6 protein-coding genes are annotated in these 7,806 nt (G+C 64.6%); 2 read left to right on the top strand and 4 right to left on the bottom strand.

The features are described 5' to 3' along the window. Positions 1-263: 263 nt before the first annotated feature. The 3 genes from QPK27_RS11175 to QPK27_RS11165 are packed head-to-tail and all read right to left on the bottom strand — an operon-like array spanning position 264 to position 2,726. Complete coding sequence (locus QPK27_RS11175) at positions 264-1,031, bottom strand: class I SAM-dependent methyltransferase (protein ID WP_290418309.1); 768 nt, start codon at positions 1,029-1,031, stop codon at positions 264-266. A 14-nt stretch (positions 1,032-1,045) separates the two neighbouring features. Beyond that, complete coding sequence (gene rfaE2 / locus QPK27_RS11170; protein ID WP_290418308.1) at positions 1,046-1,519, bottom strand: D-glycero-beta-D-manno-heptose 1-phosphate adenylyltransferase; 474 nt, start codon at positions 1,517-1,519, stop codon at positions 1,046-1,048. A gap of 19 nt (positions 1,520-1,538) precedes the next feature. Then, the gene (locus tag QPK27_RS11165) at positions 1,539-2,726 is read right to left on the bottom strand and encodes a PilT/PilU family type 4a pilus ATPase (RefSeq protein ID WP_290418307.1); all 1,188 of its coding nucleotides are present in this window, start codon (positions 2,724-2,726) and stop codon (positions 1,539-1,541) included. 143 nt (positions 2,727-2,869) lie between these two features. Here QPK27_RS11165 and QPK27_RS11160 point away from each other — a divergent pair, with 143 nt between their 5' ends. Beyond that, on the top strand, positions 2,870-3,817 hold the full coding sequence (locus QPK27_RS11160; RefSeq protein ID WP_290418306.1) for a hydrogen peroxide-inducible genes activator: 948 nt from the start codon (positions 2,870-2,872) through the stop codon (positions 3,815-3,817). 51 nt (positions 3,818-3,868) lie between these two features. Here the strand turns inward: QPK27_RS11160 and QPK27_RS11155 are convergent, their stop codons facing one another. Then, the gene (locus QPK27_RS11155; RefSeq protein WP_290418305.1) at positions 3,869-5,539 is read right to left on the bottom strand and encodes a mechanosensitive ion channel family protein; all 1,671 of its coding nucleotides are present in this window, start codon (positions 5,537-5,539) and stop codon (positions 3,869-3,871) included. 358 nt (positions 5,540-5,897) lie between these two features. Here QPK27_RS11155 and QPK27_RS11150 point away from each other — a divergent pair, with 358 nt between their 5' ends. After that, complete coding sequence (locus QPK27_RS11150; RefSeq protein WP_290418304.1) at positions 5,898-7,796, top strand: rhomboid family intramembrane serine protease; 1,899 nt, start codon at positions 5,898-5,900, stop codon at positions 7,794-7,796. Positions 7,797-7,806: the final 10 nt, after the last annotated feature.

Below are 7,806 nucleotides of genomic sequence, written 5' to 3'. Positions count from 1 at the left end.
TTCTACTTCTGATCGCGCTCTTTTTGTGGGGGGATTACCGCTGGGCGTTCAGTGTTCAGGTTTTACGCTGCTCATCACGATCTTCGTGGGTTTGGCGTATGGAGCGCTGAAAGCCCTGCTGGGACCGCCAAACGACGATCGTGCATGACGAGTCTGCTTCCGAACGTTTGCTTTGTGTCGATCGCTGACTATCGAGACAGTGGTGCTGCATGGACCCAGCCTGTAGGCCGCTACTCATCGGCAGCAACGGCAAGCAAATCCGCTCAAGGCTTCCGAAACACGACCACATGCTGGATCGGCAGCGACTTGATACTGCGCTCCCACTTCAGGCCATGCGCCGTGGCTTCACGCCGTATCTGCTTCTCGCTCATCTTGTGCAGCGCTTTGATCGCGACTGCCGGGTCCTCGGCGCGATACTCGACAAAAACGACGCGCCCGCCCGGCTTGAGGGCGCCGACGATGCTGTCGAGGACTTCCGCGGGATAGGCAAGCTCGTGATAGACATCGACCATGATGGCCAGATCAACGCTGGCCGGCGGCAGTTTGACAGTGGTCTCGCTGCCCAGTACCGAGACCACGTTGCGCACGCCGCGCTTTGCCATCTGGCTGTCGAGCATGCGGATCATTTCCGGCTGCACGTCGACTGCATACACACGTCCGCCCGGCCCGACCTGTTTCGCCAGCTGCCAGGTGTAGTAGCCGCTGCCGGCGCCGATGTCGGCCACCGTCATGCCCGGCGCCAGCGCCAGTTCGCGCAACAGCAATTCCGGCCGCTCCTCGCGTGCACGGCTTTCGCGCTCGAGCCATTGCGCGCCCTCCCATCCCATCACGCCAGCGATCTCGCGGCCCATGTAGCGCTTGCCGATGCCATCCGGACTGGGGACGACGCGTTCATAGCGCGTATCGGCGGCGGCTGCCTGTGCCACGGCATCGATACTGGCCGATGACAGCAGCGCCAGCGCCGACAGGCAGGCCAGCAGGATGGGGAGCGCACGGCGGGTGCGGCAGTTGCGCGGGCTGGTGCGGTGCATGCTCGGTGTTCCCGTTAGCCGCGAATCTTCGCCACCAGCTTGGTGGTCGACCGATCATGCTCGAAGTCGATCGCCACCGCCCGCCCGCCATACGCCAGCACCGCCTTGCCTTCCGGGATCTGGTCCATCGTGTAGTCGCCGCCCTTGGCGTAGATGTCGGGCCGCCCTTCCTGCACCACCTCGAGCGCCGTGTCCTCGTCGAACTCCACCACCAGACTCACCGACTCCAGCGCCGCCAGCACCGCCATGCGGTCGGCCATCGTATTGTGCGGACGGTCGTCGCCCTTGCCCAGGCGCTTGACCGAAGCGTCGGTGTTCACCGCCACGATCAAGGAAGCGCCCAGCTCGCGCGCCTGGGCCAGGTAAGTGACGTGGCCACGGTGCAGGATGTCGAACACGCCGTTGGTCAGCACGGTCGGCTTGGGCAGTTGGGCGATGCGCGCAGCCAGTTCGGCGCGGGTGCAGATCTTGTTTTCGAATTGAGGCATAAGAATGTAAAAGCAAATGTCAGTGTTTCGGCGGCTCGGCGTCCGGTTCTTCTTCGATCGCCATCGACAATTCTGCCGGCCGCGCGGCGCCACCCTGCCCCGGCTCCTTGCGCTCGCCCGAGAGCTTGATCTGCAGGCGCAGGCCGTTGGCCGAATCGGCGTTGCGGATCGCTTCGTCGTAGCCGATCAAGCCCTTGTTGTACAGCTCGAACAAGGCCTGGTCGAAGGTGCACATGCCCAGTTCGCGCGACTTGTGCATGATCTCCTTAATGTTCTGGAAGTTCCCTTTCAGGATCATCTCGCCGATGGTCGGGGTATTCAGCAGGATCTCGATCGCCGCCTTGCGTCCTTTTCCATCCTCGGTGCGCACCAGGCGCTGCGAGACGATCGCGCGCAGGTTCGACGACAAATCCATCAACAGCTGATTGCGCCGCTCTTCCGGGAAGAAATTGATGATGCGGTCCATGGTCTGGTTGGCGTTATTCGCGTGCAGCGTGCCAAGGCACAGGTGGCCGGTCTCGGCAAACGCGATCGCGTGCTCCATGGTCTCGGTATCGCGGATCTCGCCGATCAGGATCACGTCCGGCGCCTGGCGCAGCGTGTTCTTCAGCGCGTTGTGCCACGACAGCGTGTCGACGCCAACCTCGCGGTGCGTGATCAGGCAATTCTTGTTCTTGTGCACGTACTCGACCGGGTCTTCCACCGTGATGATGTGGCCGGCCGAGTGGCTGTTGCGGTAGTCGATCATCGCCGCCAGCGTGGTCGATTTGCCGGAACCGGTGCCGCCCACCACCAGCACCAGGCCGCGCTTGGTCATCACCACGTCCTTCAGCACCTCGGGCAGGTCGAGCTTTTCGAAGTTCGGGATTTCGGAGGCAATGGTACGCACCACCATGCCCACGCTCTGCTGCTGCACGAACACGTTGACGCGGAAGCGGCACACGCCGGGCAGAGAAATGGCGAAGTTCGACTCCATCTCGGCCTCGAACTCGGCGCGCTGGCGCTCGTTCATCACCGACAGCGCCAGCGCGCGCGTGACCTCGCCGCTCAAGCGCTGCCCGCTGAGCGGCTTCATGCTTCCCTGGTGTTTCATACTGGGCGGAAAGTCCGCCGAAATGAACAGATCGGAGCCGCCCTGGTGGTGCATCACGGTGAGCAGCTTGTGGATATAGGCCTGGGCTTCCGCCGGGCCGAACGTCGAGGACATGCGGGGCCTTTCTGAAAAGATGCAGGCGTCCAGCACTGCCCGGCAATTATATCGACTATCATTCGTTAAAATATTATTTCATGGCGGATGCGACGCCCCGCCAGGGCGCGACTTGTACGCGCGCCAACCAGAGACAGACAACTATGACACTGACCGAGCTGAAATACATCGTCGCCGTGGCCCGCGCCAAGCACTTCGGCCACGCGGCCGAGGCCTGCTTCGTGGCCCAACCTACCCTGTCCGTCGCCATCAAGAAGCTGGAAGACGAACTGGGCGTGACGCTGTTCGAGCGTGGCGGTTCCGAAGTATCGGTGACGCCGCTGGGCGCCCAGATCGTGGCCCAGGCCGAACGGGTGCTGGAACAGACCGCCGCCATCAAGGAACTGGCCAAGCAGAACAAGGATCCGCTGGCCGGACCGCTGCGCCTGGGCGTGATCTACACCATCGGCCCTTACCTGCTGCCGCCGCTGGTAAAAAACCTGATCGACACCGTGCCGCAGATGCCGCTGGTGCTGCAAGAGAACTACACGCATAAATTGCTGGAACTGCTGCGCCAGGGCGAGCTCGACGCCGCCATCATGGCGCTGCCGCTGCCGGACCACGGCATGTCGGTGCAGCCGCTGTACGACGAGCCGTTCATCGTGGCGATGCCGAAGAACCACCCATGGGCGGGCCGCAAGGAAATCTCGGCCGAAGACCTGAAGACCGAAACCATGCTGCTGCTGGGCGCCGGCCACTGCTTCCGCGACCAGGTGCTGGAAGTGTGTCCGGAAATGGCGCGCTTCTCGGCGCCGTCAGCCGGCAACGGCATGCAGCGCACCTTCGAGGGTTCGTCGCTGGAAACCATCCGCCACATGGTAGCCAGCGGCATCGGCCTGACCGTGCTGCCGCGCGCCTCGGTGGCCGACCTGAAGGATCCGAACGGCTTGCTGACCTACGTGCCGTTCCTGCCGCCGGCGCCGTCGCGCCGCGTGGTGATTGCCTGGCGCAAGAGCTTTACCCGGCGCGCGGCGATCGACGCCGTGATCCGCGCGGTGGGCGAATGCAACCTGGCCGGCGTCGAGATGGTGGCGCTGGAGGCGGCCGCCTGAGCCGCTGTCCTTACTGGCCCGCCGCATTTGAACGCGGCGGGGCTTTCCTGCTTATGCGCGCTTGATCAGGCTGGTTTCCTGCGGCGGCGCTTCTTCCTCTTCCTCGGCCTCATTGCTGGCGTCGCTGCCCGCGCGCTTGCCGATCACCTCCAGCTGGTCGTCCGAGAACAGCACCGTCCTGGTCTGGAACGCCAGGCGCACGCCCGCCGCTTCCAGCCGCTCGTAGATGGTCAGGTACAGGTTCTCTCGGATGATGACCTGGGTATCGAATTCCTTGACGTCGATGTACGAAAACACCTCGATGTTGAAGGCGCGGTCGTTGATGCTGCCCAGCCGGGCGCGGCCGCCTTCGGCCATGTTCTTTTCGCCTGCGATCACGCCCTGCACGATGGTGATCGCTTCGCGCAGCTTGTCCGACGGCGTGTCGGGCGCGATGGCGATGACCGGGTTGAACAAAAAGCGGTCGCGCTTGGCGAAGTTCTCGATCTGGCGCGCCGACAGGTCGCCGTTCGGGATCGTCACCACGGTGCGTTCGCCGGTGCGGATGCGGGTCGAGCGGATGCCGACGTCTTCCACCGTGCCGACCACGTCGCCGACCTTGATGAAGTCGCCCACCTGCAGCGGCCGGTCGGCGATCACGGTGACGCTGCCGACCAGGTTTTCCACCGTCTTCTGGGCGCCCAGCGCCAGCGCGATACCACCGATCCCCAGCGCCGCGATCCCCGTGGTGACGTCGATGCCGAAGGTGTCCAAGATGGCGATGCCGGAGAACACCAGCAGCAAAATCTTGGCGCCGCGCCGCAGCAGCGTGATCACGGATACGATCTGGCGCCGTCCGCTGGCCTGCATGCGCGCGATCGCCAGCTCGGCCACCGCGTCCACCAGCCGCAGGCCGAACCACACCACCGCGATCACCGACACGATGCCGGTGTAGCGCAGCAGCGTCTGGCGCGCCACGATCGAGACCGGCAGCGTTTCGGCCCAGTTATAGAACACGAACACCGCGATCAGCAGGCTCAGCGGCGGCAAGGCCGCCTCGCAGAAGCGGTAGGCGCCGCTGGCCGCCGGATCGGGCACCATCTTGCGCATCGCCGCCACCACCAGCGCCGACAGCATCCACAGGCCGCCGAAGGTCATCACCGCCAGTCCGATCAACAGCGCCCAATCCTTGAGCGGCGCGCCGGCCACCGCGACCTCGTTCTGCTGGGTTGCCTCGGGCACGGCCGGATTGCGCCTGGACTCGGCCAGCACCTCGGTCATGGTCTCGCGCGAAACGCGCCAGATCTGGTGGTCGCCCTCCTGCGTGCGGCGCAACAGGATCGGCAGTTTCTGGTCCTGCACCTTGATCTGGCCCACGTTCTCGCTATCGAGCGGCAATTCGTCGTCGATCTTGCCGGCGGCCTCGTTCGACAGACCGGCGAATGGGTCGAGCGAACCGCCGTTGTCGAGCAGGGTCTGGAAGGCGCGCGCCTGGTCGGCGGGGGCCAGGCGCTGGCGCCCGGCCGGCACGTCGAAGTACTCGGCGGCGCGGTCGAAGTCCTTGCGCGCCAGCGCTTCGATCAGGCCCGACACGGCCGAGCGCGGCGTTTCGCGGCCCAGCGGATCGGGCTGGACCGCCGGCGCCGCCGGTTCGGCCGCATCCTGCGCCAGCACCGGGGCGAGCGGCATGGCCAGGGTGATCAGGAACAGGATCAGCAGTCTGATAGAAAGGTTTTTGCTCAAAATGACTCCTTTGACTTGCAGGAAGCGCGAAGGCTTACGCTGATTAGGTGCAGGTCGCGGACGCCGGCGCGGCCGAAGGCCAGGCGCGGGCATGAAAAAAATGAAGCGACGCATGAAGCGACAGGTAGTGCAAACAGTTGGTGCGACGCAGTCGTTCGCACCTTGAGCCAAGCTCATGTCTGATGGCCAAGTCTAGCATTGGATGGCGCAGGCACCCGCACGGTTGCGCCTGCCCGAGCGCGGCGCTGCAGCTTTCTTCATGCACCGTTCATGGTGATTCCTGGTAGCGCCAGGATTGCAACAATCACCATACAATGATCATCAGAAAAAAACCAATGGCAACCTTCCGGGACTTCACGTGATCAAATCCCCTACTCTCTGGCTCATCCTCATCAATGTCGGCGTCGCCCTGCTCATGGTGTACCGCGGCGTCGACCCGATCCATCCCACCCCGCACGACCTGACGACTTGGGGCGGCAACCTGGGCGCCTATACGCTGACCGGCGAATGGCAGCGTCTGCTGTATGCGATGTTCCTGCATGGCGGCGCCCTGCACCTGGCGCTGAACATGTTCCTGCTGTTCCAGATCGGACGCGTGTCCGAAGCAGCCTGGGGCCGGCTGCGCTTCCTCGGCATCTACCTGGTCACCGGCCTGTTCGGCGGCCTGGCCAGCGCCTGGTGGAATGCGCGCGAGGCGGTGAACGTGGAAAGTTCGCCGCTGCAGATGGCGCTCGGCTTCGTGGCGGCGCCCAATATGGTGGTCAGCATCGGCGCTTCCGGCGCCCTGCTCGGCGCGGCCGGCGCCCTGCTGGTGCACGCGATGCGCGCCGGCGACCAGTCCCACGTCGACCGCAACGTGATCCTGCAGGTGGTGCTGCTGAACATCGGCATGGGGTTCCTGATCAGCGGCACCGACAATGCGGCGCACGTGGGCGGCGCGCTGTCGGGCATCCTGATCGGCGCCGGGCTGATGGGCTCGCGCGATGGCGCGCCACGCTTCAATCCGGTGGTGCAATCGGCCGCGGTGTTCGGGGTGATGCTGCTGGCGCTGGGCGGGCTGGCGTTGAAGGCGGTGCCGGAGGGGCTGGAGCAGGTCGCCGCCGCATTCCACAAGGCCGATGTCGAGCACGAGCGGCGCGAAGAACGGGCTGCCAGGAAACGGCAGGCCGAGCAGGCCTTCGAGCAGGAGCGGGCGTCGATTCCGGCGCCGGTGTCTGTGCAGCTGGCGTCCGGCGCACGTGCCGCACTGCCGGACGGTACCGTCTCCGAAACCTTCCTGCCCGATGCCGACCTGCTCTACGTCGGCAATGCGGAGACCAACAGCGTCGCCAGGATCAGCCTGGCCAGCCTGGAAATACTGAAGCAATGGAAAGGTCTTGCAGTGACGCCTGACAAGGAGTCCGGCTGTTCGAACAACCTCTGCCGCGGCATCGGCGCGGCCGGCATCGCGCCGTCGAAAGACGGCAAATGGGCCATGGTCAGCTCGCTGGTTCCCGACTCCTTGTCCAGACTGGACCTGGAAAGCGGCAAGGTGCTGTGGTCGGTCAAGGTCGGGCGTTATCCGCGCGATGTCTTCCTGAGCGACAACGAGCAGTACGCGTTCGTGGTGAACGGTCCCGACAACTCGGTGTCGGTGGTCGACATCGCGCGGCAGCAATTGCTATTCACTAAGCCGATCGGCAAGGAAATCGACGCTGCATTCGGCCGCCCCATTGGCGCCGTCAAGGGCAAGGGCGTGCTGTATCTTGCCGACGTGGCCGATAATGCCATCGCGACACTGGACACCGAACGGCCGAACGAGCTCAAAAGGGTCATCGAACTGGGCGAGGTCTGGCCTCACCTGCTGGCCCTGTCGGCGGACGGCAGCAGGCTGTTCGTTTCGGGCCGGGGTGGTTTGTACAGCTTCGACACGCGCGATTTCAAGCGCACTGACAGCTTCCGGACCTGCATGGATACGGATGTCATCGAATTCGCCGTAAGCCCGAATGGCGCCTGGCTCGCCGTTCCAGGCAGCGCGCCGGGAACGATAGGCATCGTCAGCACGCGCAGCCAGCGTACCGTGCGCGCCGTTCCAGCACCAGGCGAGCGTCCCGTCATGGGCTTTACCAAGGATGGCGGCGCGCTGATCGCGCTGAACAGGAGTTTTTACGGCGCCACCCTGCACCGCTTCGACCTCGCCAAAACGCTTGACGTCAAGCAGCTCACCGAAGAGCACGGCGACGTGTTCTGCTCGCGCGAACTGGGCGACGACGAATGAAAAAAGCCGG

Origin of the sequence: Massilia sp. YIM B02443 (assembly GCF_030411955.1) — a bacterium.
In the GTDB taxonomy this organism is placed as follows: Bacteria; Pseudomonadota; Gammaproteobacteria; order Burkholderiales; family Burkholderiaceae_D; genus Telluria.
This window is presented reverse-complemented; position numbering and strand designations above follow the sequence as displayed.

Bases quoted from the DNA above. Each gene is read 5' to 3' on its own strand.
- QPK27_RS11175 (WP_290418309.1), bottom strand. From the start codon at position 1,031: ATGCACCGCACCAGCCCGCGCAACTGCCGCACCCGCCGTGCGCTCCCC.
- rfaE2 (WP_290418308.1), bottom strand. From the start codon at position 1,519: ATGCCTCAATTCGAAAACAAGATCTGCACCCGCGCCGAACTGGCTGCG.
- QPK27_RS11165 (WP_290418307.1), bottom strand. From the start codon at position 2,726: ATGTCCTCGACGTTCGGCCCGGCGGAAGCCCAGGCCTATATCCACAAG.
- QPK27_RS11160 (WP_290418306.1), top strand. From the start codon at position 2,870: ATGACACTGACCGAGCTGAAATACATCGTCGCCGTGGCCCGCGCCAAG.